The sequence below is a fragment of the Microbacterium sp. zg.B48 genome, assembly GCF_024623505.1.
GTDB lineage: Bacteria > Actinomycetota > Actinomycetes > Actinomycetales > Microbacteriaceae > Microbacterium.
In genome coordinates, this window is the sequence record NZ_JANJFE010000002.1 from 25,971 (window position 1) to 52,084 (window position 26,114).

Below are 26,114 nucleotides of genomic sequence, written 5' to 3' on the forward strand. Positions count from 1 at the left end.
CGATGTCCACGAGCGAACGGTCGCAGTCACTCACCCACCTGGCCCGGCTCGGTTTCAGCCGGCTGGGCGAGGCGGAGGCCCAGCTCGTCGAGCTCGAGGAGCTGCTCGGACTCGAACGGGATGTCCTCACCGCGTCGGCTGTGCATGCCGCCGATCCCGATGCGGCCGTATCGGGACTGACGCAGATCGCGCGGCGGGACGCCGGCTGCGTGCGGACACTGCACGCCGACCTCGGCGGGCGGCGGGCGCTGTGGGCGCTGCTGGGAGCATCGACCGGCTTCGCCGACTTCTATCTGCGGCATCCAGACGAGCTCGCCCACCTGGTCGGGGCGGGCTCGACGCTGCCGTCGGCCGAGGGCATGCGGACGGCTCTGCTGGAGTCCGTGGGTGCGCAGGACGGCTTCGCCGCGGACGGGAGCGACGCGTCGTGGGTCGCGCTCCGGGTCCGCTATCGCCAACTGCTGGCCGACATCGCCGCGTTCGACCTGCTGAGCGCGTCCCCGGTGGACGAGGTGGGCATCGTCGCGGCACGACTGGCGGATGCCGCCGCCGCGGCGCTGGAGGCGTCGCTGTGCGTGGCACGCACCCGCGTCGCCGGCGGGGGAGCGGGCACGGGTGCGTTCTCCCGCGATCAGGTCGCGGGCACCCGTCTGGCCATCATCGGGATGGGTAAGGCAGGGGCGCGAGAGCTGAACTACGTCAGTGACGTGGATGTGATCTTCGTCGCCGGCGGGGACGACGCGCTCATCGCCGAGGTCGGAGAGAGTCGCATCGTGGACATCGCGACGCGGCTCGCAGTACAGACGATGCGCGGCATCTCGGGAGTGGAGATCGAACCGCCGCTGTGGGAAGTGGACGCCAACCTCCGCCCGGAGGGCAAACAGGGGGCGCTGGTGCGCACCCTCGATTCGCACTTGTCCTACTACGATCGCTGGGCCAAGAGCTGGGAGTTCCAAGCGCTGCTGAAGGCGCGACCCCTGGCCGGCGACCCCGAACTCGGCGCCGCATACGTTGCAGCAGTGCAGCCGAAGATCTGGACCAGCGCGGCGCGCGAGAATTTCGTGGACAGCGTTCAGCGCATGCGCGAACGCGTCACCGACAACATCCCGGCCGCAGAGGTCCCGTTCCAGATCAAGCTGGGCCCCGGGGGTATCCGGGACATCGAGTTCACCGTTCAGCTGCTCCAGCTCGTGCACGGACTCTCCGATGATCGGATCCGCCAGCGCGGCACGCTGGACGCACTGGACGCACTGGTCGAACAGGGCTACATCGGCCGCGCGGAGGCGGCGACGTTCTCGAACGACTACCGGGTGCTCCGCCTGCTCGAGCATCGGGTTCAGCTGCGCAACCTGCGGCGCACGCACCTGATGCCGTCGCGTCCCGAGGATCTCCGAGTGCTGGCCCGCTCGTCCGGCATCGCGGACTCCGGCGAAAAGATCTGGCAGACCTGGGAGACGATCAAGCGCGAGGTGCGCGACATCCACGTGCGCCTGTTCTACCGCCCCCTGCTGACGGCGGTCGCATCACTTCCCGAGCAGGAGCGGACGCTGTCGCTTGCGCAGGCCCACGATCGGCTGGCGGCCATCGGCTTCACCGATCCGGTGGGCGCCCTGCGGCACATCGCCGCGCTGACCAGCGGGCTCAGCCGCGGCGCGACCATCCAGCGGCACCTGATGCCGGTCATGATCCGCTGGTTCGCCGACGGAGTCGACCCCGACTACGGGCTGATCGCGTTCCGGCGGATCAGCGAGCGGCTCGGCGGCAGCCCCTGGTTCCTGCGCATGCTGCGGGACTCCTCCGGCGCTGCTGAGCGGCTCACACGCGTCCTGTCCAGCTCCCGCTATGTCGGGGAGCTGATGGAGTGGATCCCCGAGTCCGCGGCCTGGCTCGATGACCCCGAGCTGCTTCAGCCTCGATCCGGCGTCGCTCTGCAGCAGGAGGCGCGTGCGATCCAGGCACGGCACGCCACGATCGCGGACGCCGCGCGCGCGATCCGGGCGCTGCGTCGCCGTGAACTGCTGCGCATCGCGATGTCCGCGATTCTGGGGACCTCGACGATCGAGGAGATCGCCGCCGCGTTGACCACGGTGACCGAGGTGACGATCCAGGCGACGCTGCGCGCGGTACGCCGCGAGATCGTGCCCCCGGAGGACGCTGCGCTGGATTTCTCGGTCATCGCGATGGGCCGCTTCGGCGGCAGCGAACTGGGGTTCGGCTCGGATGCCGACGTGATGTACGTGTACCGTCCGAACGGTGTGGATCCGCAGCGCGCGCACGAGCTGTCGATCCAGCTCGTCTCCGGCCTGCGGACGCACTCGGAGGATCAGCGGGTGCCGCTGGATCTGGACGCGGACCTGCGCCCCGAGGGACGTAACGGACCGGTCGCCCGGTCTCTGGAGGCGTACACCGAGTACTACCGCCGCTGGTCCCTGTCCTGGGAGGCGCAGGCGCTGCTGCGGGCCAGGGGCGTCGCAGGCAGCGCAAAGCTGATCAGCGCTTTCACCGACCTGGCCGATGACGTGCGCTACCCGGCATCCGTCGACCCGCAGGCGCTGCGGGAGATCAAGAGGATCAAAGCCCGTGTCGAGAAGGAACGGCTGCCCCAGGGCGTGGACCCGGCGCGCCATCTCAAGCTCGGACCCGGTTCGCTCAGCGATGTGGAATGGCTGGTGCAGCTGCTGCAGATGGAGCACGCGCACCGCATTCCCGCGATGAGGACGACGTCCACCATCGCCGCGCTGCGAGCGGCCCAAGCCGCCGGCATCGTTCCCGAGGCATCCGCCGACCGCCTCGCCGAGGCGTGGCGGCTGGCCAGCAGACTGCGGTCGGCCAACACCCTGCTGTCCGGCCAGACCAGCGATGTCCTTCCCACGGATCGCAAGAAACTGGACGGCATCGGCCGGCTCCTGGGCTACCCGCCGCGCTCGGCCACTCAGGTCGAGGAGGACTACCTCGGCGCGACCCGTCGTGCTCGCCGCGTCTTCGAGCACCTGTTCTACGGCTGAGATCCGCCGCGCCGTATACGCGCCGGCGCCCGCCGCGAAACGCGAGAGACCCTCGGCTCTGGGGGCCAAGGGTCTCTCTTCCAACCGACCGGGAACACACGAACCCGAATCGTCCGTGTTCACATCGTCGTCGGCGGGGGTTGCATTCTCAACCTAGACTGCGTCCACGGCCGTGTCTGTCCCCCTTATGGGGGACAGATATGCTTGCCGCCGCATGGGCCGTGGCTGTGCCGATCGATCAGAGCGACGGTGGGATGCGGTCAGCGCGGCCCCGATTCGACCGCCTCGGGAGCCCGGCCTCGGCTCAGGTAGATCGTGAAGATCAGGGCGATCACCGCTGTCGCGCACAGCAGCAGCAGCCCGACGGTGTAGCTGTGCGTCTCGGCGTCGTACGTGGCGCCCATCACCAGCGGGGGGAAGAAGCCCCCGAAGCCTCCGGCGGCGCCGACGATCCCCGTCACCGAGCCCACACTCCGGGCGGGTGCGCGTTGTGCCACCCAGGCGAAGACCGCTCCGGTGCCCAGTCCGAGCGAGATCGCCATGGCTATGAAGGACGCTCCGGCCAGAAGTTCCGGAGGCGGCTTGAGCGAGATCACCACGGCCATTACCGCCGCGCCGGCGAGCGAGATGCCGGTGATCAGAGCCGGACCGAACCGATCCGAGAGCCAGCCGCCCACGGGGCGCGCGATGACCGCGGCGATGGCGAAGCCGGCGGTGCGTGCCCCGGCCCCGGTCAGATCGAAGCCGTACACCTCCCGCAGATACGTCGGCAGGTACGTGGAGAAGGCGACGAACCCGCCGAAGGTCACGGCGTACAGGAACGCCATCTGCCACGTCACGGTCAGACGCGCGGCGTCCTCGAGTTTCGGCAGGACCCGGTCGCGATTGGGTCGCCACGCGGGAGAGTCGCGCATCCCGAGCCAGACGATGACGGCGACCACCAGCAGACCGGCGGCGATGATCAGATGGGCCCAGACGTACCCCACCGATGTCACCAGGCGGGGCGTGAAGAACGCCGAGAGCGCGGTACCGCCCATCCCGGCACCGAACAGGCCGGTCGCGAAGCCGCGCTTGCCGGGCTCGTACCAGGCGTTGACGAAGGGGATGCCGACGGCGAAGGTCGTTCCGGCGATCCCGAGGATGAAGCCGAAGAGCAGCAGCAGGGGGTACGAGCCGGCCTCGCCGGCCCACATCACCAGGAGGACCGGGATCGCCGACACCGCAGTCAGGATGGTGAACATGATCCGCCCGCCGAAACGGTCGGTCAGTGCGCCGGTGAGGATGCGGCCCGCGGAACCGACCAGAACGGGCGTGGCGATCGCCATGGACAGCTGCGTGGGGGACAGATCCAGGTCCTCGGCATAGCTGACCCCGATCGGCCCGATGATGTTCCACGCCCAGAATGTGACGGTGAAGGACAGCAGCGCCAGAGCGAGATTCACCCCACGACCGGGCAGTGCGCCGGTCGTGACCCGCTCGGAGCTGTGGGTGGTCACCGGCGTGCCCGTCGGGCCGTGGGATCAGGGGCACGGTCCGGTGTGCCCACCGGCGCCCAGCCGCGCCGCGTCGCGCCGACCGTCGTGGGGCGGTGATCGCGGCTGCGATAGACGATGTAGGGCCGGAACAGGTACTGCACAGGTGCCGTGAAGGCGTGCACGAGCCGGGTGAAAGGCCACAGGATGAACAGCGCCATGCCGCACACCGTGTGCAGGTGGAACGAGAAGGGGGCCTGTGTCATCGCTGCGATGTCGGGCTGGAGGATGAACAGCGACCGGAACCACGGGGCGACGGTTTCACGGTAGTTCTGGTCTGGAGACGGATCCACGGCGCTGATGATCGTCGTGGCCAGACCCGTGACGATCGCCGCGACCAGGACGACGTACATCGTCTTGTCGTTCTTGGTCGTCGCCATGAACACCGGGCCGGTGGTGCGACGACGGAAGATCAGGATGCCGATGCCCACGAGCGTGGCGAACCCGGCGATGCCGCCCAGACCCAGCGCGACGGCGTGGTAGCTGTCCTCGGTCACGCCGATCGCGTCGGTCCAGGACTGCGGGATCACCAGTCCCATGAAGTGTCCGATGAGCACCACCAGGATGCCGAAGTGGAACAGCGGTGACCCGATCCGCAGGAGTCGCGACTCGTACAGCTGGGAGGACCGGGTGGTCCAGCCGAACTGGTCATAGCGATATCGCCAGATCAGCCCGCCCACCAGCAGCGCGATCGTCAGGTACGGCAGCACCGCCCACAGGAAGACGTCCATCAGCGTCCGCCCCCCGATCCGGCCAGCGGCAGCAGGCGCGGGTCGTACGCGTCCAGCCCCACGTACTCGGCCGGCGGTCCGGCGGCGGCCATGGCCATCGCCTGCTGCCGATCGTGCGGTGAGCGCCCGGGGAGGGTCTGGCAGACGCCGGCCAGCACGCCGGCATAGGGTGACTCCCGCTCGGCGAGCGCGATCCGGATCAACTCGAGGCTGGCGCGGTACTCCTGAAGCAGGGCGGCGCCGGCGTCGGGCGCGTGCCGGGCGAACTCGAGAACGAGAGGCAGATGGTCCGGCAGTTCGCCGGTGGTCGCCAGCTCCAGCCCGTGCTCCCGGTACCGCTGTTTCAGCTCCGCGAGCACCTGGCCGCGGCGGCGGGTGTCGCCATCGGTCCAGTACGACAGGTACAGCGCGTGACGCTTGGACATGTCGAACACGTCCACGTAGGTCTGCTGCACCGTTTCGGCCGGCGTGGTCTCCCACCACTCCAGCAGCGGCGCGAAGTGCGTGCCGGCTGCCGGCGCCGTCTCGGAGACGGCCCGACGGATCACCCCACGCATCCCGAGCACCTCTGCGGTGGGGTAACTGAGCGCCACCGAGGCGGCCTGATAGATCACGGCGCGGTTCATCCGCCCTCCGCCTTCCGCTCCGCCGTCCCGCCGCGGGGCGGGAACAGGCCGTTGGGGGCCCCGTTGCCGTCCCAGTTGAGAAGGTTCACCCGACCCCGCATCGTCTCATCGCCGGCTCGTGAATCGGAGCTCTGGCGGTCCTGCAGCGCCTGGAAGGTCTCCACCGCGACCGGCGTCGGCGTTCCGCTGGCTTCTCCGAACGGCGCCGACGCGTTCGCGTACGGACCGCCGTCGAAATCGAGCGAGCAGCCGAGCTCTTCCAGATCGTGCGCCTGCTCGTAGTGAGCCGTCGGGATGACGTACCGGTCCTCGTACTTCGCGATCGCCAGCAGCCGGTACATCGCGTAGAGGGTCTCGCCGTCGATGCCGACCGACGCCGGGATGGACTCGTCCCGTTCCCGACCCAGCGTGATGTCGCGCAGGTACGCCCGCATCGCCGCGAGGCGGCGCAGAACCGTGGTGATGATCGTCGCATCCCCTGCCGTGAACAGCTCCGCCAGATACTCCACCGGGATGCGCAGCGCCTCGATCGCGCCGAAGAGCGTGCCGGCCGCCTCCGCATCGTGCCCCTGGTCGCGCAGCAGGTCGACGATGGGCGACAGCGGCGGGATGTACCAGACCATCGGCATCGTGCGGTACTCCGGGTGCAGCGGCAGTGCCACGCGGTAGGTCTTGGCCAGTGCGTACACCGGTGAGCGGCGCGCGGCATCCAGCCAGTCCTCCGGGATGTCCTGCTCCTGGGCGGCCCGGATCACGGCCGGGTCATTCGGATCGAGCATCAGCTCGAGCTGTGCCTCGTACAGATCCCGCTCGTTCGGGGTCGAGGCGGCGGCGGTCACGCCGTCCGCGTCGTAGAGGAACAGTCCGAGGTAGCGCAGTCGTCCGACGCACGTCTCCGAGCAGATGGTGGGCAGCCCCACCTCCAGGCGCGGGTAGCAGAGCGTGCACTTCTCCGCCTTGCCGGTCTTGTGGTTGAAGTACATCTTCTTGTACGGGCAGCCGGTGATGCACTGACGCCAGCCGCGGCAGCGGTCCTGGTCGACCAGGACGATGCCGTCTTCGGCCCGCTTGTAGATCGCGCCGGAGGGGCAGGATGCCATGCACGACGGATTCAGGCAGTGCTCGCAGATGCGCGGCAGGTAGAACATGAAGGTCTGCTCGAACTGGAACTTGATCGCGTCCTCGGACTCGCGTCGCACCTTCTCCACCATCGGATCGAGGTGTCCCAGCTCGCTGATCCCGCCCAGGTTGTCGTCCCAGTTGGCCGACCAGGTGATCTTGGTGTCCTCGCCGGTGATCAGCGACTTCGGCCGCGCGACCGGGAAATCGTCCCCGAGCGGGGCGTCGATCAGCGTGCGGTAGTCGTACGTCCACGGCTCGTAGTAGTCCTTCAGCTCCGGCTGCACCGGCGAGGAGAAGATCGACAGCAGGCGTCGGACGCGGCCGCCGGTGCGCAGCTTGAGCCGCCCGCGCCGGCTCACCGTCCAGCCCCCGCGCCACTTCTCCTGATCCTCGTATCGCCGCGGATACCCCTGCCCGGGTCGGGTCTCGACGTTGTTGAACCAGACGTACTCGGTGCCGGCGCGGTTCGTCCACGCCTGTTTGCAGGTCACCGAGCAGGTGTGGCACCCGATGCACTTGTCCAGATTCATCACCATGCCCATCTGAGCCATCACGCGCATCAGTAGGTCACCTCCTGGGAACGACGGCGGATGGTGGCGACCATGTCGCGCTGGTTGCCGGTGGGGCCGAGATAGTTGAACGCGTAGGAGAGCTGCCCGTAGCCGCCGATCAGATGGGTGGGTTTGACCAGGAGTCGGGTGGGGGAGTTGTGGATGCCTCCGCGCCGCCCGGTCGCCTCGGATTTCGGGACGTCGATCGTGCGTTCCTGGGCGTGGTGGACGTAGACCACGCCCTCCGGCATCCGATGCGAGACGATCGCGCGGCCGACGAAGACGCCGTTCGAGTTGACGCACTCGACCCAGTCGTTGTCGCTGACCCCGATGGCACCGGCATCCGCGGGCGCCATCCACACCGTGGGGCCGCCGCGGGAGAGCGAGAGCATGAGGAGGTTGTCCTGGTATTCGGAGTGGATCGACCACTTGTTGTGCGGGGTGAGGTACCGCACCACCACCTGCTGGCGGCCGTCGGGACCGAGCTTGGCTTCGCCGAAGAGCCGGTGCATGTCCAACGGGGGCCGGTAGATGGGCAGTGCCTCGCCCAGGTCGCGCATCCAGTCGTGATCGAGGTAGAAATGCATGCGGCCGGTCAGGGTGTGGAAGGGCTTCAACCGTTCGATGTTGATCGTGAACGGGGCGTACCGGCGCCCGCCGGTCTCGGACCCGGACCATTCCGGGGACGTGACCACCGGTACGGGTGCCGCCTGCGTCATGGCGAAGGTGATGTGCTTGTCGGCCGAGCCTTCGGCGAGGTCGACGAGCGGCCTTCCGACCCGCTTCTCCAACGTCGCGAACCCCTGCACTGCCAGGTTTCCGTTGGTCGTGCCGGAGAAGGCGAGGATCGCCTCGGCCATCTTCGCGTCGGTGTCGATCGCCGGTCGACCGTCCCCTGCGCCGCCCAGCTTCACCCCGTTGCCGTTCGCCAGGCGCGCCACCTCCGCGGTCACGTCGTACGTGACGTTCTTCGTGGCGAAGCCGAGCCGGTCGGCGAGGGGCCCGACGGTGGCGAGCTTGTCGGCGATCGCGGTGTAGTCCCGCTCCACCACGGCCAGCGCCGGCATGGTCTTGCCCGGTACGGGGGCGACGTCGCCGCGCGCCCAGTCCCGCACCACGCCGCCGGGCTGGCTGACCTCGCCGGGGGTGTCGTGCTGCATGGGCACCGAGACGATGTCCCTGCGCACGCCGAGGTGGACGCGCGCCATCTCGGAGAACTGGCGGGCGATGGCCGAGAACATGTCGAAGTCGCTGCGCGATTCCCACGGCGGATCGATGGCGGGCGTGAAGGCGTGCACGAACGGATGCATGTCCGTGGAGGACAGATCGTGCTTCTCGTACCAGGTCGCCGCAGGGAAGACCACGTCCGAGAGCAGGGTGGTGGAGGTCATCCGAAAGTCCGCGGACACCAGCAGGTCGAGCTTGCCCTGCGGAATCTCATCGCGCCACGCGATCTCCGTCGACCGAGCGGATCCCTCGTCCGAGGCCATCAGGTTGCTCTGAGTTCCCAGCAGGTGCGTGAGGAAGTACTCGTTGCCCTTGGCTGAGGAGCCCATCAGGTTGGAACGCCACAGCATCAGCAGTCGCGGCCACGACCGCGGCGCGTCGATGTCCGAGATGGCCGTCTGCAGTGTTCCGTCGACGAGACGGGATGTGACGTAGGAGGTTTCGTCCTTCGCCTCCCCGGCCTGCACCGCCGCCGCCGCGTCATCGGCAAGGTCCAGCGGGTTCGCGTCCCACTGCGGATAGAACGGCATCCACCCCAGCCGTGCCGCCTGCGCGATGGTGTCCGCGGTGTGCATGCCGGTGAGGTTCCCCTCCGCCAGCGGCGAGGCCAGTGCGTCGGCGCTGTACCCGTCGAAACGCCATTGATCGGTGTGCATGTACCAGTAGGCGGTGCCGATCATGGTCCGCGGCGGACGTGCCCAGTCCAGCGCGTTCGCCAGGGAGAGCCATCCGGTGATGGGGCGGCACTTCTCCTGCCCCACATAGTGCGCCCATCCGCCGCCGTTGCGGCCCATCGCCCCAGTGAGGATCAGCAGCGCCAGGATCGCCCGGTAGGTGGCATCCCCGTGGAACCATTGGCAGATCCCGGCGCCCATGATGATCATCGAGCGGCCGTGCGAATCGATCGAATTCGTGGCCAGTTCGCGGGCGATGCGCGTGCATGCCTCGGCCGGCACGCCGGTGATGTCCTCCTGCCAGGCCGGGGTGTACGGGGTGGCGGCGTCCTCGTAGCCGGTGGGCCATTCGCCGGGCAGCCCGTCCCGGTGCACGCCGTACTGGGCGAGCATCAAGTCCAGCACGGTGGTCACCAGGATGCCGTTCACCCGCGTCGCCGGGACCCCGCGGCGCAGCACCGCTCCGGAGCCGTCCGGCGCGTCGAACCGGGGGAAGAGCACTTCGACCGCCTCCTCCGCCCCGGGCAGGTCGCGCACCGACATCGCCGGATCGACGCCCTCGAGATCCAGGTTCCAGCGCCCGACGCCGGATTCGGCGTGCCGGAAGCCGAGGGAGCCGTTCGGCACCCGTGCCGCACCGGACGCGGCATCCAGCACGACGGTCTTCCACGCGTCCTCGGGGTTGGTGCGGCCGAGATCCGCGGCGGTGAGGAACTTGCCGGGCACGAGTGAACCGTCCGCGTGCGGGACCAGGGTGATCAGGTGCGGCAGGTCTGTGTACGTGCGGGCGAAATCGGCGAAGAAGGGTGCGCGCCGTCGCACGTAGTGCTCCGTCAGGATGACGTGACCCATCGCCATCGCCAGCGCGGCATCGGTGCCGGCCTGGCAGGGCAGCCATTCATCGGCGAACTTGGTGTTGTCGGCGTAGTCCGGGGACACCGTCACGACCTTCGTTCCGCGATAGCGGACCTCGGCCATCCAGTGCGCGTCCGGGGTGCGGGTCACCGGAACGTTCGAACCCCACATCATCAGGTAGGTGGCATCCCACCAGTCCCCGGATTCGGGCACGTCGGTCTGGTCGCCGAACACCTGGGGGCTCGCGACCGGAAGGTCGGCGTACCAGTCGTAGAAGGACGTCATCACGCCGCCGAGCAACTGGGTGAACCGCGTGCCGATGCAGTGCGACACCATCGACATCCCGGGGATGGGCGAGAAGCCGGCGACCCGGTCGGGTCCGTACTCCTTGATCGTGTGCACGTAGCCGGCGGCGACGAGCTCGACGGCCTCCGCCCACGTCGCTCGCACCAGTCCCCCCTTGCCGCGAGCCTGCTGATAGCGGCGGCGGATGTCCGGATCGGTGGTGATCCGCCCGAAAGCCAGGACGGGGTCGCCGGTCTCCGCCTTCGCCTTGCGGTACTCCTCCAGGAGCACGCCGCGGACGTAGGGGTAGCGCACCCGGGTGGGGGAGTAGGTGTACCACGAGAACGCGGCGCCGCGCGGGCAGCCGCGGGGCTCGTACTCGGGTCGGTCCGGTCCAACACTGGGATAGTCGGTCTGCTGCGCCTCCCACGTGATGATGCCGTCCTTGACGTACACCTTCCACGAGCAGGATCCGGTGCAGTTCACGCCGTGCGTGGAGCGGACGACCTTGTCGTGGCTCCACCGATCGCGGTAGAAGGAATCGCCCTCACGGCCGCCCTGCAGGAACTCCGCCCGATGATCGGAGGTCTGCTCACGTCTGGTGAAGAACCGTGCGACGCTCAGTAGCGCATCGGAAGCCGGACCGTCAACACCGATCGCGGGCGTCATGCCCGAAAGCTACTCGGGCCGGGTGAACCCTGCTAAGGGCTTAGGTCCCGCACCGCAAGCCGCGCCCGCCGGCGAGGACGGGGCAGGACAAAGCCCCTCCGCACTCCCTGATTCAACGGAAGTGCGGAGGGGCGTCTGGTGCCCGGGTGATCAGACCGCGTAGTATAGCTCGTAGTAATCCATGGTCATGGGGGAGCATTGGAGAACCCAGTGTGCTCCGGAATTCCGCGGATTCAACTCAGGCCTTCACAGGCGATTCGAGACCGGTGGTGAGAGTTCCGCGGACTTTCTGCGGACCACCCCAAGCCTTCCCGCCCCAGAAGCCCGACGTCGGCCGTGACGCATCAGCGAACGCCTGACAGAGCGCGAGCACCGGGCAGAAGGCGCACTCCTCAGCCATGCCCGGCGACTGCTGAGGGTCGATCTTGTCGGCGACGTACTCCGGGCGACCGGCGCACACCGGACGCACCTTCACGAGCGCGTCAGGGAGAGCCCCCCACTCGTCGGCACCGCGACGGAGCGTGCCGATCGAGGCCCAATCGACCGACCGCTCAGATTGAGCGGTCTCATGCTCGGTATCCGTCTCGGTGACCGCAACCGGATCCTCGAGCAGCGGTGACTTGGATCGCGGCTTCCGCGCCGGCCGTTCAGGTTCCGGCCAGCCCTCCTCTCGAGCGAGCGCACGCATCCGCCTGATGGATTGGATCCGCCTGCATCCGATCGCGCCACCATGCCAGGAGCACCACTTCGTCGACGAGCCGCACACGTTGGCCGTCCCGAATGCCGGAGCTCATTGGCATGCCGGCTGCACGCCACCGGTTGATCTCGCGCACCTTCCGGCCCACCCGGTCCCCGGACTCGCGATAGGTCAGCCAAGTCCCGCCGATCGATTCGTCGATCACCCGTCCTCATCCCTGCGCCGTGACAGCAGAATGCCACACCCGTCGCGCCGGACAACTCCCCGCGCGGCCGCAGACGGTACCGGTCAGCGAGACTTCATCCGCCAGACGCCCCGAGAACGCAACACGGGCCCGCACGCTGCGCTGACACCCGAGGAGGCCGATACAACACTTCAGCGACCGCGTGTGACCGCGCGCACCGGAAGTAGGCTCCCGACCATGACCCTGATCCAATGGTGGCACGTCGAGTCGGCACCAACCGCCGACGAGTGGCAAGCGATCGCTTCCATGCTCACCCTCGCCGTCGCAATCGCCGGCGTCTTCTTCGCCCTGCGTCAGCTTCGGCAGGGCAGTCATCAACTCAAGCTCGCGGCCGAAGCGAACGTGCGCGCTGCAGAAGCCGCCGAAGCCGAGGCCAGACCGTACGTGAGCATCAGGCTAGATCTGCGATCGCTCCCGCCGGCCGATCCGAAGACCAGCGGCGGCGGGGAGGGATTGGTCTTCATCGTCGTCGAGAGCGTCGGCCGCACACCAGCTCGCGAGATCAGTTTCACCGTCTCGCCGGCATTCGTGACCAGCGGACGGGGCAAGCCCGCCGACGGTACGGACCCCGTTGCAGACACCCTCACCGCGATGTTCTCCGGCAAACCGGTGATCGGCATGCTCAGCGCCGGGCAGTCGCTGGACTATATGCTCGACTTCGCCAAAGAAGCGCTCGACAGCACAACCGGCGGGCCCCAGCACTATGACGTCACCGCCTCCTACTGGGACGCCACCCGCGAGCATCACTACTCCGAGCCCCACATCCTCGACCTGACGCCGTGGGCGCATTCGATAATGACCGCGAAACCCATAGACGTGATCGCTCGTCAGATGCGGCGCCTCAATCAGAACCTCGAGGCCTCGAAAGATTGAGCCCGGTCTAGGGCTCGTTCCGCAGCCGGTCAGCGTGGAACTCGGCGAGCTGCCGGGTGTAGGCCGGCAGGTCACCGCGGCCGGCTTCAACGGCCTCGATACGGTCCACGAGCTGCGCCGCCCAAGCGTTGTAACGACTGATCAGCGTCGACCGTGAATCAGCGTTGAAGGGATCGCCTTTACCTGACACCTCAGCAAACTTGTTCATGGTTGCCGCCGTCGAAAGCACCACGCCGGCCATGTGCTCCTGGCTCAGCCAGTTGCGGATCGCCTCGTCGCCATCGAAGGAAGCGCTCATCGCGGTCCTGAGTCTTGCGAGTGATTTTGGGGCTCCTGGCGTGCCGACGGTTGGCTCGGAGAGGGACAATCCGCGGGCGACGGTCAGCACGTTCGAGAGATCGGTCATGGGCCGACTGTAGCCGTCCAGGGCGACGGCTGTCGGCGATCGGGACGACGCGTCACACGGCCCAGAAACGCCGTCCGAGCACTCCGCAGGCGACGACACCAGGAACCGCCCCCATAACGCTTCACGAGGCGCGTGTGACCACCCGCGACAGTTCGCTGTCGCCGCTGCCGGGTACGGTTCGAGGATGACCCAGGGGGAACGCGACTACGCCGGGTTTCGCCAGGTGCCGGTCGAGGGCGAGCAAGAGCTCGCGGCGGTCGCGGCCATGCGTGCAAGGCTGGGGCTCGTCCCGGCAGCGCTCGAGCGATGGGATCGGGTCGCGAAGATCCCGCCGAAGCCCGGATCACAGATGGCGCTGGACGACATCGCGAGCGGGTGGCGACGTGTCAGTCACGCGCTCACCCAGCAACTACACCACGCAGCCGACACGCTCACGGCGCTCACCGTCTTGATCCCACCGGAGGGTCCGCTCACGATTCCGTATGTCGCGCACTACCCTGTCGCGCGATCCGCGCTCGAGGCCGCGTCCCTCGCATTGTGGGTCCTTGCGCCCGATGACCCGCGGCTGCGCGTCGACCGGCATATCCGCAACGCATGGCGGGAGGTAAGCGCCGACGCTGAGCTGAAGGCCGTAGCCATGAACGCGATCGCAGCAGATCCCTCGCTGGGTCTCACCCCCAAAATCGACCGGGGGCGCAAAGAGACGAAAGCTTGGAAGAGCAAGCACGTCGCGCAGATCCGCGCCTGCGCAAAGGTGATCGGAGTCGCCGACCCGACGCAGTCCGATCGCACAGTCGGGTTCGCCGAGATAGTGCGCGACGCGTCGGTCGCGACAGGTGTCCACCCCGCATTCGGGGAGATGGTCTGGCGGGAAATAAGCGGGCTCTCGCATCCATCGATGATGCGAGCCGTCCTCGCGATGAACGTCGAGGAACTCGTCGACCACGTCGACGGCACGTTCGGCGCGATTTTCACCAGCAACACCGCCAAGGGAAAGTACTCAATCGAGGCGGCGTTCCTCGCCTTCACGACCGCGGTCGAGCTATTCGGGCGACGTAAAGTGACGCCGGGCGATCCGAGCTCCTACGCAAGCGGCGTGATGAGCCGATAGGCGGCGTCACACCTCTCGAGTCGTCATCCGCGACATCCACGGCGGCTGTCCTCTCAGTCCCACTCGTACTGATCGCGCATGCCGTACGTCACTATGTCGGCGATCGCGGACCGCTTCCAAACTCGCCCCAGATCGGAGCCGTCCCGGATGCGACCTGAATAGACCCCATACAGCTCCCAGGACTCACCACCACCGACCTGGAACGCTTGCATGGTCGGCTTGTTGCCCGTCCAGTAGCCGACGACCGGAGAACCAGATTGACCTTCGCGCGCACGTGCGTCGACGAGAAAGCAGGGCAAGTCGTCGAAGTTCAGATCTGGTTCGGAAGCGATTGTCGCTCGCGTCCAGACCGCCGTTTCTGAGCGACCCCGGACGACGTCTGGATACCCGACGATGCTGACATCCGACGTCGGCGAGACCACCGCGGGATTCTCAACGTCTTCCAGCGAGTAGGGCAACAGAGCCCCGGAAGGACCCATCTGAATCGGTGGCAGTCGGAGCGCGACCACATCGATATGGCGGCCATGAGATGGGCTGATTCTCCACAGGGCTTGGCCGGCCGAGTCATACAGTGCAACCGACACCGCACCGCGGGTGAGTGTTTCATCGGGGTGCACCGCGTACATGGTGACCTCGATCCGATCGGGCTTCGCCGCTGACGCCTTGGGGTCGTCCGTAATCGGGTCACGACCGGTAAGGACGTGCCAGTTCGTGACCAGGTCGAAGTCCTCGCCGGTCTGGACGAGAAATCCCGTCCCGTAGCCAAGCGGCCGTCGATCGGTCGAGTCGGCGAGACGTCGGGATGTCTCGAGATGAGCTGACATCGCTGAGGGCTGAGAGAGGCGGATCACATACCCACGATGGCATCGGCTGAGTCGATCGCGCTATGAACTTGGCGATCCTGCGTGTGCCGCACACTTGCGGAGACACAAGCGGCCGATGGGGATGCGCACGACGCGCACCTGCACCATCCGGCACCCCAGAGCCGAAACACGCATCAGATCGGCGCATATCCCGCGCGATGGGGGCCCAGATCCCCGGCGGGAGAGGACCGTACCCCCCAGCGGTGGTCCCCCCAGAGCCGGGTCGCGAGATTTTCGGCGCCGAGGTGTTCAGCGGATGACGTTGAGAACCGTGTACCCGCGTGCCGTGATGCGGTCGAGCTGGTCAGCGTAGCTGTCCTCGAAACACGTCACGCTCGCCTCGCTACCGTCTCCGCGGCGGTACAGGACCACGATCGGCTCCGAAACGCGCCGGATCTCTGCCTCCATCGCGGCAGCCTCGCGACGCTTCCGCTCCCGACGCTGCCCCCAGCTTTCGCCGCCCACGAAGATGTAGTTCATGGTCCCCCTCGCGAGGAGACTATCGTCGCGCAGCGCCCGACAGTAGGTCCGAGTCCCGCCTGCAAATGGCGACCGCACAGGACGAGTCATCTCGGGATCCGGCCCGTGCTCTTGACGCGGTGTTTCCTGTCCTGGAATATCGCGGGCAATGGCGAGAGATTGGGGGACAAAGATGTCTGAAGGTCGCGACTGGAATGCTAAGGGAAAGCGGCGCGGAGAGGACTCACCGGCGCGGCTGAAAGTTGAGGGTGAGGTGGACGTGCCGAACCCGGGAGCGGAGGCTGAGCTTGTCGAGGCTCCGACCGGAATCAACCCGGATTACCAGATGCTGCGCGTCGTGGTCACGCAGCGTGATGGTGGGTGGCCGCAGGAGATCACGCCGCGAAAGGTGAAGTGGAAGGGCGATGTTAGCCCGACGACGACCGATGTGCACGTGATCGACTACGCCCAAATCAAGGTCGACTGGGAGTAGATACGCGAGTGCCCCGCCCGCGTACGGACGGGGCACTCGATTCGGGCGCGGGGGAGTCTCTGCTGGCTCGAAAGGGAGCCGGTGCTTGTCGCCCATCCATTCCGTCTCCGCGGACTGGAACGCGGAGCGGTGAGGTTGACGCCCGGCCGCCTAGGCTCGCGCTCGGGGGTACGTGTAGGCGAGTCCGTTCGTCGGCATCGGTCGGTTCGTGAACTGGCCGCTGGCCGACGCCCCAGCGAGGTAGTTCGGGTGCGCGCTCGGATCTCGATCCCGCTCTGCGAGCTCGTCAAGGTCGTGCAAACTCGGATGCGGGACGCCTCAGCGACCGTGACCCTCAACACCTACGGGCACCTGTGGCCGGACTCAGACGACACCTCGCGTGCCGCGGTTGCCGCCGTACTTCGAGCGCGATAGCCCCGGCGATCAGCGTCAAGCGAGTCGATGCGATCGGCGATGAGTTGAAGTGACCTCACGACGGCTGCGAAGTTCTCGTTGATGGTCACGAACCGGGCGACAGGATCGCTGTCTGCCCTCATCACACCCGGTCGGGGTGAGCGCCTCGCGATCTCACGGTTGGCTTCTTCGAACTGCTGTCGACTTCATCTCATGGGGTCACAGCTCGGAGACTAGCGCCGGTAGAAGAAACAAGAGAGCCCCCCGAGCGCGAACTCGGAGGGCTCTCTCTCAGATTCTGCGGACTAGACGCGGACTGGATGCCGATTCTGCCCCGTAATCCGCGGATTCTCGCTACACCCCGTAGTACAGCTCGAACTCGAACGGGTGCGGGCGAGCCGAGAGTGGCTTGATCTCGTTCTCGATCTTGTACTCGATCCACGTCTCGATCAGTTCCGGCGTGAACACGCCTCCGGCGAGCAGGAACTCGTGGTCCGCCGCCAGAGCATCCAGCGAGTCCAGCAGCGAGTTGGGCACCTGCGGGATGTTCTTCGCCTCCTCGGGGGGAAGCTCGTACAGGTCCTTGTCCACGGGCTCGTGCGGCTCGATGCGGTTCTTGATGCCGTCCAGGCCCGCCATCATCTGCGCGGCGAAGGCCAGATACGGGTTGCTCGACGCGTCCGGCGCGCGGAACTCGATGCGCTTGGCCTTCGGGTTGGATCCGGTGATCGGAATGCGGATCGCCGCCGAGCGGTTGCCCGCCGAGTACACGAGGTTGACCGGCGCCTCGTAGCCCTTGACGAGACGCTTGTAGCTGTTCATCGTCGGGTTCGTGAAGGCGAGCACGGCCGGGGCGTGGGCGAGCAGGCCGCCGATGTACCAGCGCGCCAGATCCGACAGTCCGCCGTAGCCGGCCTCGTCGTAGAACAGCGGCTTGCCGTCGAGCCACAGCGACTGGTGGGTGTGCATTCCCGAACCGTTGTCGCCGAACAGGGGCTTCGGCATGAACGTCGCCGTCTTGCCCCACTGCTCGGCGGTGTTCTTGACGATGTACTTGAACTTCAGGATGTCATCCGCCGCGTGCACCATGGTGTCGAAGCGGTAGTTGATCTCGGCCTGGCCGCCGGTGCCCACCTCGTGGTGAGCGCGCTCCAGGATGAGTCCCGCCTCGATCAGCTTCAGGCTGATGTCGTCACGCAGATCGGCCTGCTTGTCGACGGGGGAGACCGGGAAGTAGCCGCCCTTGTAGGGGGTCTTGTTGGCGAGGTTTCCGCCCTCTTCCTCGCGTCCGGTGTTCCAGGCGCCCTCCTCGGAGTCGACGCTGTAGAAGCTCGAGTTCTGCTTCACCTCGTAGCGCACGTCGTCGAAGATGTAGAACTCCGCCTCGGGCGCGAAGAACGCGGTGTCGGCGATACCGGTCGAGGCGAGGTACTTCTCCGCCTTTTTGGCGACCTGGCGGGGATCCTTCGAGTAGATCTCGCCGGTGCGCGGGTTGTAGATGTCGAAGATCATGATCAGGGTCTTCGCCTCACGGAACTGGTCGACGTACGCCGTCGACACGTCCGGGATGAGCTGCATGTCGGACTCGTGAATGCTCGCGAACCCGCGGATGGAGGAGCCGTCGAACAGCTGACCCACGGTGAAGAACTCTTCATCGACCGTGGATGCGGGGATGTTGAAGTGCTGCTGGACGCCAGGAAGGTCCGTGAAACGGATGTCGAGGAACTTGATGTCCTCGTCCTTGATGAACTTCAGCACCTCGGATGAATCACTGAACATGGAGACTCCAGAGGTAGGGCATCGGGACTGCCGCCCGCAGCGCGGGCGTCATTGGCACCGTACCCGGGGGGCATTGCCCGCCAGTTCCACCTATGTTTCCGGCATGTTACGAACGGCTGGTTACGCTGGGGGAGTGACTCACGAAGCGCAGAGCTATCCCGGCGAACGGCTGGGCCGTCCACCGGCCGGAAGCGGCTCGATCGCACGCCTCGGACGCCGCGTCGGCGCGCTGTTCATCGATTACGGCGCGGCCTACCTGATCTCCGGGTTCTTCGGGTGGGACCCGCTCGCGATCCTGGCCATCTTCGCGGCGATCCAGATCGTCTTCATCCCGACGATCCAAGGCAGCCCGGGGCACCGGATCCTCGGGATGAGGGTGGTCCGGGTGGACGGATCGTGGGTCGGGCTGTGGCGTCCGATCATCCGGACCGCGCTGCTGATCGTGGTGATCCCCGCGGTCATCTGGGACGCCGATCAGCGCGGACTGCACGACAAGGTCGCCGGTACCGTCCTCATTCGCGCGTAGCGCTCAGGAGGCGTCAGCGTGGGCGGGGAGCGCGCGCCTTGGTGGGGTCGATGCCCTTCGGGATCGGCAGGGACGCCAGCGACTGCGACACCGAACTGAGTCGCTTGATGACCGCGGCCATGGTGGCCCGGTCGATCTTGGTGGGCAGCGACTTGATCGTGGAGGCGAGTTTCGCGATGGGGACCTCGTCCTGGCCGTGGCCCACGTAGAACACATGCACCGGCACTCCGGTGGCCACGCGCTGGGCCTTCGAGCGCTCATCGTTGATGAGGCGCGTCAGTCTGCCGCGGGAGCCCTCGCCGACGATGACGATGCCGCCACGGCCGACCGCGCGGTACACCGCGTCCTGGGTCTTGGGGTTCACACCCACCGGCATCTCGCTGGACTGCCACTTGCGTCCCAGTGACGTCGACAGCACGTGACCGGCGGCACCCGGCATCCCGTCGATCTGCTTGTACATGGCGTTGGTGGAGAGCCGGGTCATCGTCATCAGCGACCCGAGCACGCCGAGCATCAGGCCCGTCAGACTCCACAGGATGATGCTCCAGATCGCCACCGGAGGCAGCAGGAAGCCCACGAGCACACCCACGCCGATCCCGGCGAGCAGGATCGCCGCCAGGAGCCAGGGGAGCCACGGATAGGCCTTCTGCGTGAACGTGAACAGAGTGCGGATCTGGGAGAAGAATCCGGGCCGTTTCTCGGGCGAGGTACTGCGTGCTGCCATGAGCACAGCCTACCTTTCCGCGCGGGGGTGTTCGGCTCCTCCCCAGCGCCGGAGGCCGCAGGGTGCTGCACAGACGGCCGCTGCCGGCCGAGACGGTTCCGCTGCGCGGATCAGGCTCGAGTGGTGACCGACAGTGCGCAGGATCGGCTGAGTCGCGGATACCGGGTGATCCGCGCCCTGCAGAGCGGGAAGGACTCCGCGTGGCCCGGCTCGCTGGTGTCCGGCCCGGGCGGGGAGATGGGCGTCGCGGTGGATGCCGAGACGCTCGGAGCGGACTGGCCGGGGTGGAGCGCCGGGGCGGACGGTCATGTGCTCGCCCCGTTGGATGTGCTGCGCCGGCCGGACGGCCATGACGTCCTGCTGCCCGTGTGCACGGAGCGCATCGAGGATTTCCTCGCACGACGTGGTCCGGGCGACGAGGAGCTGTCGCCGCCGGAGGCGGTGACGCTCGGCGTGAGTCTTCTTCGAGGCCTCGCCGAGCTGCCGGAGTCGGCCGACGCACGCGGCTCGTGGTGGCTCACCGATGCGGGGCGTCCCGTGTTCGCGTGCGGGAGCGGCGACAGTCCCGCCGCAGAGGCCACGATAGGCCTGCTCGGCGACCTGGCGCACAGCGTGCCAGCGGTGGCCGATGCCCTCGCCGACGTGGTCGTCGTCGCGGACGATCCCCGCCGCCTGCGTCGTGAACTCGAGCGGGCGGAGGAGCGCCTCTTCGCCGTGGCCGCACCGGCGGCGCTGGCGACCACGAGCTTCGGGCCGAGGCGGGCGCGCAGCGTCGCGGCACGCCCGCAGGAGGGCGCCACGGCGCCGGAAGCCGCCGACACCGTCTCCGCGTGGCCGTTCACGCTGGCGCGGCATGTCGACGCGGACTGGGCGGACCTGGTCTCGCGCGTCACGACCGGACTGTGGCGCACGCTGCGGGCTCGCCGTCCGACCGGCCGCCGGAAGTGGCTGGTCGCCGGGGGACTGGCCTGCGCCGTTGTGGTGGCCGGCGTGCTCTGGCCGGGAACAGCGGACGGTCCGTCGGCCGCTGATCCGGCAGCCGGCACGGCCGTCCCCGGCCCGTCGCCCGGCCCGACTCCGCAGCCGACGTCGGGCGCGGATGTCCCGTCCGCCAAGGAGACGGCGCCGCCGCCGGTGGTGGACGGCGGCGGCGACGACCTGACGTCGATCGCGGAGTCTCTGCTCACCGCCCGCATCGCGTGCAACGGCGAGCCAGACTGCCTGGGCACGGTGCTCGAGGCGCCAGGAGCATCCTTCCCGCCGGGCGTGGTGGACCTGCCCACCGGGGAGCGATCGGTCACGCTGCTGGATGAGTTCGGCGGCGCGGCGGTGCTGCGGGCCGAGGCCACCGGCACGCCGCCGCAGCTGGTGGTGCTGGTGCACTCCGACGGGGGCTGGCTGCTGCGCGACGTCTATGACGTCGCGCAGCAGTGACGACCTCAGATGCCGAGCGGACCTTCGAAGGCGGCGTCCTGGAGGCGCGCCTTGACGGCAGCAAGGAATCGCGCGGCGTCGGCTCCGTCGATGATGCGGTGGTCGTACGAGAGCGCGAGGTACACGTACGAGCGGATGGCGATCGCATCCTTGCCGTCGACGGAGACCAGGCCGGGACGCTTGACGACCACGCCGGTGCCGAGGATCGCCGACTGCGGCAGGAACACCACGGGGGTGTCGAACAGCGCGCCGCGCGAGCCCGTGTTCGTCAGCGTGAACGTTCCGCCGGCGAGCTCGTCGGGCTTGAGCTTGTTGCTGCGCGTGCGGGCGGCCAGGTCGGCGATCTCGTGCGCGATCTGGGCGATGTTCTTGGATGCCGCATCCCGCAGGACCGGTGTCAGCAGTCCACGCTCGGTGTCGACCGCGATCGAGAGGTTCTCGGACGGCGGGTAGACGATCTGATCGCCGTCCACCGTTGCGTTGACGACGGGGTTCGCCTGGAGCGCTTCGGCCGCAGCCAACGCGAAGAAGGGCAGGAACGAGAGCTTGTCGCCGGTCTTGGCCTGGAAGTCCGCCTTGACGGCGTCACGCAGGGAGGCGAGCTTCGTGACGTCCACCTCCACGACGGTCGTCAGCTGCGCGGTGGACTGCATCGACGCCACGGCGCGCTCGGCGAGCACCTTGCGCAGACGCGACATCGGCTGAGTCGTGCCGCGGAGCGGCGAGATCTCGACGGTGGCCGGGGCCGGGGCCGACGGCGCCGGCGCGGCAGCCGCGGGGGCAGCCGCGGTCTCGGCGGCCTTGAGCACGTCTTCCTTGCGGATGCGTCCGCCGACGCCGGTGCCGGTGACCGTGGAAAGATCGACGCCCTGCTGCTGGGCCAGTCGGCGAACGAGCGGCGTGACGTAAGCCGTCACGTCCGAGTCGTCCGCGGCAGCCGGTGCGGATACCGCCGGTGCGGCTGCCGGCGGCTCAGGGGCAGGGGCTGTCGGTGCGGCTGCGGGCGCCGCCGGGGCAGGCGCTGCCGGTGCAGGGGCGGGCGCTGCCGGTGCCGGTGCCGGTGCCGGGGCAGGCGCTGCCTGTGCAGGGGCAGGAGCCTCAGCCGGCGCAGGAGCCTCAGCCGGCGCAGGAGTCTCAGCCGGCGCGGGCGCGACCTCTTCGGCCGCGGGTGCGCTGTCGCCGATGCGAGCGAGCGGCGAACCGACGGCCACCGTCTCGTCCTCCTGCACCAGGATCTCCTGGAGGACTCCGGCGTACGGTGAGGGGATCTCGGTGTCGACCTTGTCGGTGGAGATCTCCAGAAGAGCCTCGTCCACCGCGACACTGTCACCGACGTTCTTCAGCCACCGCGTCACGGTGCCTTCGGTCACGCTTTCGCCGAGCTCGGGCAGTACCACGTCCTTGCCTCCCGCCGCAGGCGCGGCTGCTGCGGCCGCGGGGGCCGCGGAGGGAGCTTCGGCATCGGCAGCGGCAGCGGCAGCGGGAGCGGGGGCGTCGGCGGCCGGAGCGGCCGCGGGTGCAGCAGCCGGCTCGGCAGGCTGTTCGGCGTCCGCCGGGGTGGCATCCGGTGCGGGCGCGGACCCGGGCTCGCCGATCTTGGCCAGGATGGCGCCGACCTCGACGGTCTCGTCCTCCTGCACCAGGATCTCTTCGATCACACCGCTGACCGGGGAGGGGATCTCGGTGTCGACCTTGTCGGTCGAGATCTCCAGCAGTCCCTCGTCCGCCTCGACGGTGTCGCCGACGTTCTTGAGCCAGCGGGTGACCGTTCCCTCGGTGACGCTCTCGCCGAGCGCGGGGAGGACGACGGAAGTGCTCATGTGCAGGACTCCTTCAGAATGCCGATGTCGTTCCTAGCTTAGTGATGCGGTGGTGTGCTCGCGCCGCGAGCGGTCAGAGCGCGTGCAGGGGCTTGCCGGCCAGGGCGAGGAACGCCTCGCCGAGGGCCTCGCTCTGGGTCGGATGCGCGTGGATGAACGGCGCGATGTCTTCGGGGTGCGCCTCCCAGCCGACGGCCAACTGCCCCTCGGTGATGAGCTCGCCGACCCGGTCGCCCACCAGGTGGACGCCGATCACGGGCCCGTCCTTGCGCCGGACCACCTTGACCAGCCCGGCCGTGCCGAGGATCTCGCTCTTGCCGTTGCCGGCCAGGTTGTACTCGTAGGAGACGATCCCCTCCGCGCCGTCGGCGGCCACGGCCTGAGCCTCGGTGAGGCCGACCGAGGCGACTTCGGGGTGGCTGTAGGTGACCTTGGGGATCTGTGTGTCCGGAACCAGGACCGGGTGCAGCCCCGCGATCTCTTCGGCCACGAAGATGCCCTGCTGGAATCCGCGATGGGCCAGTTGCAGCCCGGGGACGATGTCGCCGACGGCCCACACGTGCTCGGCGCCGGTGCGGAGTCGCTCATCGGTCGTGACGTAGCCGCGATCGAGCACGACGCCGCTTTCCTCGTAGCCGAGCCCGGCCGTCACCGGCCCGCGGCCGACGGCGACGAGCAGATAGTCCGCGTCGAAGGACGTGCCGTCCTCGAGCGTCACGGTCACGGCATCCTCGGTCTGCATCGCGCCGGCGAAGCGCACGCCCAGCGAGGAGGCGATGCCGCGCTTGCGGAAGGCGCGCTCCAGCGCCTTGCTCATTGCGACGTCCTCGTTCGGGACGAGGTGATCCAGCGCCTCGACGATCGTCACCTCGGCACCGAACGAGCGCCAGACGCTGGCGAATTCGACGCCGATGACGCCACCACCGAGGATGATGACGCGCTCGGGGATCTCGCGCAGCTCCAGCGCCTGCTCACTCGCGAGGATCCGGCCGCCGATCTGCAGGCCGGGCAGCGTGCGGCTGTAGGACCCGGTGGCGAGCACCACATCGGTGCCGCGGTAGAGGTCGTCTCCGACCCGGACGGCGGGTCCGGGCTCGAGGTGCCCCTCACCGGCCACGACGGTGATGCCGCGCGCCGTGACCAGACCCTGCAGCCCCTTGTACTTCTTCGCGACGATCCCTTCCCGGTAGGCCCGCACTCCGTCGGCGTCGATGCCCTCCAAAGTGGCGCGGATGCCCATGCTCCAGGCATCGCGGGTCACGTCGGCGACCTCAGCCGCGTGAAGCAGAGCCTTCGTCGGGATGCAGCCGCGATGCAGGCAGGTGCCGCCCACTTTGTCCTTCTCGACGAGCGCGACCGACTTGCCCAGCTCGGCGGCACGCAGCGCAGCCGCGTAGCCGCCGCTGCCGCCACCGAGGACGACGATGTCGAAGCGGTGCTCGGTCATCGCGCCTCCTCACCGGCGATGAAGCGGATCAGCGAGCGCACGGTCGCTCCGGTCGGTCCCTTGTCGGTGAAGCCGTAACCGCTGCCCTTGTTCATCCCGACACCGGCGATGTCCAGATGCACCCAGGGGATGCGCGCGGCATCCGCGTCGTCCGAGACGCGGCCGACGAAATGTCTCAGGAACAGTCCGGCGAACAGCGATCCGCCCGCTGGGTCTCCGATCTTGGCGTTCTGCAGATCCGCGATGGGGGAGTCCAGCTCATCGACCATGTGCGCCGGGAGCGGCAGCTGCCAAGCCAGCTCGCCGGCCTGCTCGGCTGCCGAGAGGTAGGCCGCGACAGCGGCATCCTCGCCCATCACGCCGGTGTGCCGGGTGCCGAGGGCGGTCGTGATCGCACCGGTGAGGGTGGCGACGTCGACGATGACGTCGGGGTGCTCGCGGCTGGCGGCGGCGAGCCCGTCGGCGAGGACGAGACGGCCCTCCGCGTCGGTGTTGAGCACCTCGACGGTTGTGCCGTCCAGCATCCGCAGAACATCGCCCGGGCGGGTGGCCCGGCCGGAGGGCATGTTGTCCGCGATGCACAGCCATGCGGTGACGTGTACCGGCAGCCCCAGAGTGGCCACGGCCCGCAGGACGCCCAAAGCCGTGGCGGCGCCGCACATGTCGTATTTCATACCCACCATGGACGCCGCCGGCTTCAGCGACAGCCCGCCGGTGTCGAACGTGATGCCCTTGCCGACGAGAGCGACATGCCGCGACGCGCCGGCCGGCGCGTAGTCCAGCCGCACCAGACGCGGCGGGCGGTCCGATCCCTGTCCGACACCCAGAATGCCGCCGTAGCCGCCGTCGCGCAGCGCCGTCTCGTCGAGAACCTCCACGCTGACCGGCAGATCCGCCACTGCCGCGGTCGCGCGTTCGGCGAAGTCGGCGGGTCCGAGCCATTCGGCCGGGATGGAGACGAGGTCCTTCACCAGCGCCACCGCATCGGCGGCCGCCGCGATCGCAGCCAGTTCGCCATCTGCCGCGGCTGTCGCACCGTGTATCACGACGCGTGCCGCGCGCGGTTTGGGCGCCTCGGACTTGTAGCCCTCGAACCGGTAGCCGCCGAGCGAGGCGCCCTCGGCCGCTGCGCGCCAGAGGTCCGCACCGTCGGCGAGGACGGCGACGCTGACCGTGTCGAAGCCGGTGAGGGTGCGGATGCCGGTGCCCACGGCGTCCCGGACCGCCGCCGCGTCCGGCTTCGCGCCGATCCCGACCACGGAAAGCGGAAGTGCTGTGCTCTCCGGCGCGTAGACGCGCTGGTAGGAGGATGCCGCGCCGGTGAAGCCGACCGCGGCCAGTGCCGCTGCGAGCCCGGGCCAGTCCTCCAGCTGTGGGCCTGCGTCGGAGTCCAGGGCAGGAAGCGCCAGCAGGATGGCGTCCGCCGGGGACTCTCGGATCGGATCGGTGCTGAATTCGAGGTCAGGGAACGACATGGACTCCATCCTAGGTTCGGCCTCCGTCGCTCTGTTCGCTCTGAGCGGGATGCGCGTGGCCCGCGCGACGGGGCGTGGCTCGTAGCATGGGTG

20 protein-coding genes are annotated in these 26,114 nt (G+C 68.4%); 6 read left to right on the forward strand and 14 right to left on the reverse strand.

The features are described from left to right. The first annotated feature begins 2 nt into the window (after window positions 1–2). Entirely contained in the window at window positions 3–3,005 is a 3,003-nt protein-coding gene (locus tag NQ152_RS00150) for a bifunctional [glutamine synthetase] adenylyltransferase/[glutamine synthetase]-adenylyl-L-tyrosine phosphorylase (RefSeq protein ID WP_257522595.1), read from the forward strand. A 260-nt stretch (window positions 3,006–3,265) separates the two neighbouring features. Here the strand turns inward: NQ152_RS00150 and NQ152_RS00155 are convergent, their stop codons facing one another. The 6 genes from NQ152_RS00155 to NQ152_RS00180 all read right to left on the reverse strand — a co-directional run bounded on the left by NQ152_RS00155 (window position 3,266) and on the right by NQ152_RS00180 (window position 12,179). Continuing rightward, the gene (locus NQ152_RS00155; protein WP_308209078.1) at window positions 3,266–4,501 is read right to left on the reverse strand and encodes an MFS transporter; all 1,236 of its coding nucleotides are present in this window, start codon (window positions 4,499–4,501) and stop codon (window positions 3,266–3,268) included. Then, window positions 4,498–5,268: a respiratory nitrate reductase subunit gamma gene (gene narI / locus NQ152_RS00160; protein WP_257522596.1), complete on the reverse strand. Its 771-nt coding sequence runs from the start codon at window positions 5,266–5,268 to the stop codon at window positions 4,498–4,500. Before narI ends, NQ152_RS00155 begins: the two co-directional genes overlap by 4 nt. Further along, on the reverse strand, window positions 5,268–5,894 hold the full coding sequence (narJ, locus tag NQ152_RS00165) for a nitrate reductase molybdenum cofactor assembly chaperone (protein WP_257522597.1): 627 nt from the start codon (window positions 5,892–5,894) through the stop codon (window positions 5,268–5,270). Before narJ ends, narI begins: the two co-directional genes overlap by 1 nt. Then, entirely contained in the window at window positions 5,891–7,576 is a 1,686-nt protein-coding gene (narH, locus tag NQ152_RS00170; protein WP_257522598.1) for a nitrate reductase subunit beta, read from the reverse strand. Before narH ends, narJ begins: the two co-directional genes overlap by 4 nt. Further along, complete coding sequence (locus NQ152_RS00175) at window positions 7,576–11,277, reverse strand: nitrate reductase subunit alpha (RefSeq protein WP_257522599.1); 3,702 nt, start codon at window positions 11,275–11,277, stop codon at window positions 7,576–7,578. The genes narH and NQ152_RS00175 overlap by 1 nt, the downstream gene beginning before the upstream one ends. A 647-nt stretch (window positions 11,278–11,924) precedes the next feature. Then, on the reverse strand, window positions 11,925–12,179 hold the full coding sequence (locus NQ152_RS00180; protein ID WP_257522600.1) for a hypothetical protein: 255 nt from the start codon (window positions 12,177–12,179) through the stop codon (window positions 11,925–11,927). A gap of 216 nt (window positions 12,180–12,395) precedes the next feature. Here NQ152_RS00180 and NQ152_RS00185 point away from each other — a divergent pair, with 216 nt between their 5' ends. Beyond that, a complete protein-coding gene (locus NQ152_RS00185) occupies window positions 12,396–13,091 on the forward strand; it encodes a hypothetical protein (protein WP_257522601.1) in 696 nt (231 codons plus the stop codon). Between the two features lie 7 nt (window positions 13,092–13,098). On the opposite strand, the gene NQ152_RS00190 is transcribed toward NQ152_RS00185, so the two are convergent. Beyond that, complete coding sequence (locus NQ152_RS00190; RefSeq protein ID WP_257522602.1) at window positions 13,099–13,497, reverse strand: hypothetical protein; 399 nt, start codon at window positions 13,495–13,497, stop codon at window positions 13,099–13,101. 223 nt (window positions 13,498–13,720) lie between these two features. On the opposite strand from NQ152_RS00190, the gene NQ152_RS00195 reads away from it, so the two are divergent. Continuing rightward, the gene (locus tag NQ152_RS00195) at window positions 13,721–14,608 is read left to right on the forward strand and encodes a hypothetical protein (RefSeq protein ID WP_257522603.1); all 888 of its coding nucleotides are present in this window, start codon (window positions 13,721–13,723) and stop codon (window positions 14,606–14,608) included. 53 nt (window positions 14,609–14,661) lie between these two features. Here NQ152_RS00195 and NQ152_RS00200 read toward each other — a convergent pair whose 3' ends face one another. Then, on the reverse strand, window positions 14,662–15,459 hold the full coding sequence (locus tag NQ152_RS00200; RefSeq protein WP_257522604.1) for a serine protease: 798 nt from the start codon (window positions 15,457–15,459) through the stop codon (window positions 14,662–14,664). A gap of 261 nt (window positions 15,460–15,720) precedes the next feature. Next, on the reverse strand, window positions 15,721–15,951 hold the full coding sequence (locus NQ152_RS00205; RefSeq protein ID WP_257522605.1) for a hypothetical protein: 231 nt from the start codon (window positions 15,949–15,951) through the stop codon (window positions 15,721–15,723). Between the two features lie 172 nt (window positions 15,952–16,123). Here NQ152_RS00205 and NQ152_RS00210 point away from each other — a divergent pair, with 172 nt between their 5' ends. Then, the gene (locus tag NQ152_RS00210) at window positions 16,124–16,423 is read left to right on the forward strand and encodes a hypothetical protein (protein ID WP_257522606.1); all 300 of its coding nucleotides are present in this window, start codon (window positions 16,124–16,126) and stop codon (window positions 16,421–16,423) included. Between the two features lie 747 nt (window positions 16,424–17,170). Here the strand turns inward: NQ152_RS00210 and glnA are convergent. Beyond that, a complete protein-coding gene (gene glnA / locus NQ152_RS00215; RefSeq protein WP_257522607.1) occupies window positions 17,171–18,595 on the reverse strand; it encodes a type I glutamate--ammonia ligase in 1,425 nt (474 codons plus the stop codon). Between the two features lie 103 nt (window positions 18,596–18,698). Between glnA and NQ152_RS00220 the strand changes: the two genes are divergently transcribed. Then, window positions 18,699–19,121, forward strand: a complete 423-nt coding sequence (locus NQ152_RS00220; RefSeq protein ID WP_257522608.1) for an RDD family protein — start codon at window positions 18,699–18,701, stop codon at window positions 19,119–19,121. A gap of 13 nt (window positions 19,122–19,134) precedes the next feature. On the opposite strand, the gene NQ152_RS00225 is transcribed toward NQ152_RS00220, so the two are convergent. Beyond that, window positions 19,135–19,845 carry a DUF4191 domain-containing protein gene (locus tag NQ152_RS00225; RefSeq protein WP_257522609.1) on the reverse strand — a complete coding sequence of 237 codons (711 nt, stop codon included), beginning with the start codon at window positions 19,843–19,845 and terminating at the stop codon, window positions 19,135–19,137. A gap of 123 nt (window positions 19,846–19,968) precedes the next feature. Here NQ152_RS00225 and NQ152_RS00230 point away from each other — a divergent pair, with 123 nt between their 5' ends. Continuing rightward, window positions 19,969–21,279 carry a hypothetical protein gene (locus NQ152_RS00230; RefSeq protein WP_257522610.1) on the forward strand — a complete coding sequence of 437 codons (1,311 nt, stop codon included), beginning with the start codon at window positions 19,969–19,971 and terminating at the stop codon, window positions 21,277–21,279. A 5-nt stretch (window positions 21,280–21,284) separates the two neighbouring features. Here NQ152_RS00230 and sucB read toward each other — a convergent pair whose 3' ends face one another. The 3 genes from sucB to NQ152_RS00245 all read right to left on the reverse strand — a co-directional run bounded on the left by sucB (window position 21,285) and on the right by NQ152_RS00245 (window position 26,021). Further along, a complete protein-coding gene (gene sucB / locus NQ152_RS00235; RefSeq protein WP_257522611.1) occupies window positions 21,285–23,099 on the reverse strand; it encodes a 2-oxoglutarate dehydrogenase, E2 component, dihydrolipoamide succinyltransferase in 1,815 nt (604 codons plus the stop codon). Window positions 23,100–23,172: 73 nt separating this feature from the next. Beyond that, a complete protein-coding gene (gene lpdA, locus NQ152_RS00240; protein WP_257522612.1) occupies window positions 23,173–24,546 on the reverse strand; it encodes a dihydrolipoyl dehydrogenase in 1,374 nt (457 codons plus the stop codon). Then, window positions 24,543–26,021 carry a leucyl aminopeptidase gene (locus NQ152_RS00245; RefSeq protein ID WP_257522613.1) on the reverse strand — a complete coding sequence of 493 codons (1,479 nt, stop codon included), beginning with the start codon at window positions 26,019–26,021 and terminating at the stop codon, window positions 24,543–24,545. The genes lpdA and NQ152_RS00245 overlap by 4 nt, the downstream gene beginning before the upstream one ends. Between the last annotated feature and the right edge of the window lie 93 nt (window positions 26,022–26,114).